The following is a 1,363-nucleotide window of genomic DNA, read 5'->3' as shown; positions in this document are numbered from 1 at the left end:
AACAAACTGCTATGGAACGCATTTTAAATAAAGCCTTAGAAAGTGACGTCGATATGGACCGCTTAGAGCGTCTTCTTGATTTAAGAGAAAAAGAAATAAAACGACAGAACCATCAGAGCTTTATCCATGATCTTTCGGCTATGCAAATCGAATATCAAACAATCACCAAAAATGCTAAAAACAACCATACAAAGAGTGCATATGCAACGCTTGATCAGTATATTGACGCTGTAAAGGACACTCTTGCAAAACACCGCTTCGCTTTGTTTTCTCATATAAAAAATCAAACAGAAAAAAACATTACCATAGAAATAACTCTGTCTCATCCTTCAGGCAATCAAATCTCAACAGAAGGAACATTTCCAATTGATGGACAAGGGAGCAAAAATAACATTCAATCTCTTGGTTCTACTATCACTTATGCACGCAGATATCTCTTAAGCATGCTTCTCAATGTAGCAAGCAAAGAAGACGATACAGATGGAAATATGCCTCAAAAACCGGCTTTTCCCCAACAGATCAATGAAATCAGAGGACTGATGGCACAAACAAAGACAGAAGAAGCAAAGATACTTTCTTATGTGAATGTTGAAAAGCTTGACGATATCTCTGATCAGAGTGCGCAAACCATTTTGCGCCTTTTAAAAGATAAACAAAATAAGCAAATGACATCAACACAACAACAAACGGCGGTGTGAGATGGAGCAAAGAACAGCACAATGGTTTCAAGCAAGATTAGGTAAAGTCACCGCTTCAAACGTTTACAATGTCCTCAGTAAGACAGCAAAAGGTTTGCCCACAAGCAAATATGAAGACTACAAAATGAAACTCATAACAGAGCGCTTAACAGGGGAAATAAGCCAGTCTTATACAACAGCGGCTATGCAATGGGGCATTGAACATGAAGAGGATGCCTTGAGAGAATATGAATTCATTTATGATGCCGATGTCATAAAATGCGGCTTTATACCACACCCCAAAATAGAAATGGCTGGTGCAAGTCCTGATGGGCTTATTGGAGAGGACGGTTTAATTGAAGTCAAATGTCCACAATCAACGACCCATCTTCGTTTTTTTATGTATGACGAAATCAAGCCTGAATATATAGCGCAGATGCAATTCCAAATGGCGTGCACAGGACGCAAATGGTGTCATTTCGTAAGTTATAATCCAAACTTTGTAGGCAGATCTACTGGTTTGAGAATGAAAATCAAACGCATCCTCCGTGATGAGAAACACATTGAAGAGATTAACAAAGCAGTTGAAGTTTTTTTAGCGGAAATAGAGCAAGACATGAAAAAGATTTTGACAAAAGCTGCTTAAAGCTATGGGGGTGCTCCTCTCCTCCCGAGCATCCCCGCCC

At 39.3% G+C, this 1,363-nt stretch carries 2 protein-coding genes; both read left to right on the top strand.

Annotated features, from left to right (window positions below; all coding sequences use genetic code 11):
* A partial coding sequence (locus tag J7R10_RS08120; protein ID WP_035000837.1) for an ERF family protein occupies positions 1–698 on the top strand: 698 nt, incomplete at its 5' end.
* Between the two features lies 1 nt (position 699).
* Positions 700–1,323: a lambda exonuclease family protein gene (locus J7R10_RS08115; RefSeq protein ID WP_010704799.1), complete on the top strand. Its 624-nt coding sequence runs from the start codon at positions 700–702 to the stop codon at positions 1,321–1,323.
* Positions 1,324–1,363 lie beyond the last annotated feature (40 nt).

The organism is Bartonella vinsonii subsp. berkhoffii ATCC 51672, from assembly GCF_902825225.1.
In the GTDB taxonomy this organism is placed as follows: Bacteria; Pseudomonadota; Alphaproteobacteria; order Rhizobiales; family Rhizobiaceae; genus Bartonella; species Bartonella berkhoffii.
This window is presented reverse-complemented; position numbering and strand designations above follow the sequence as displayed.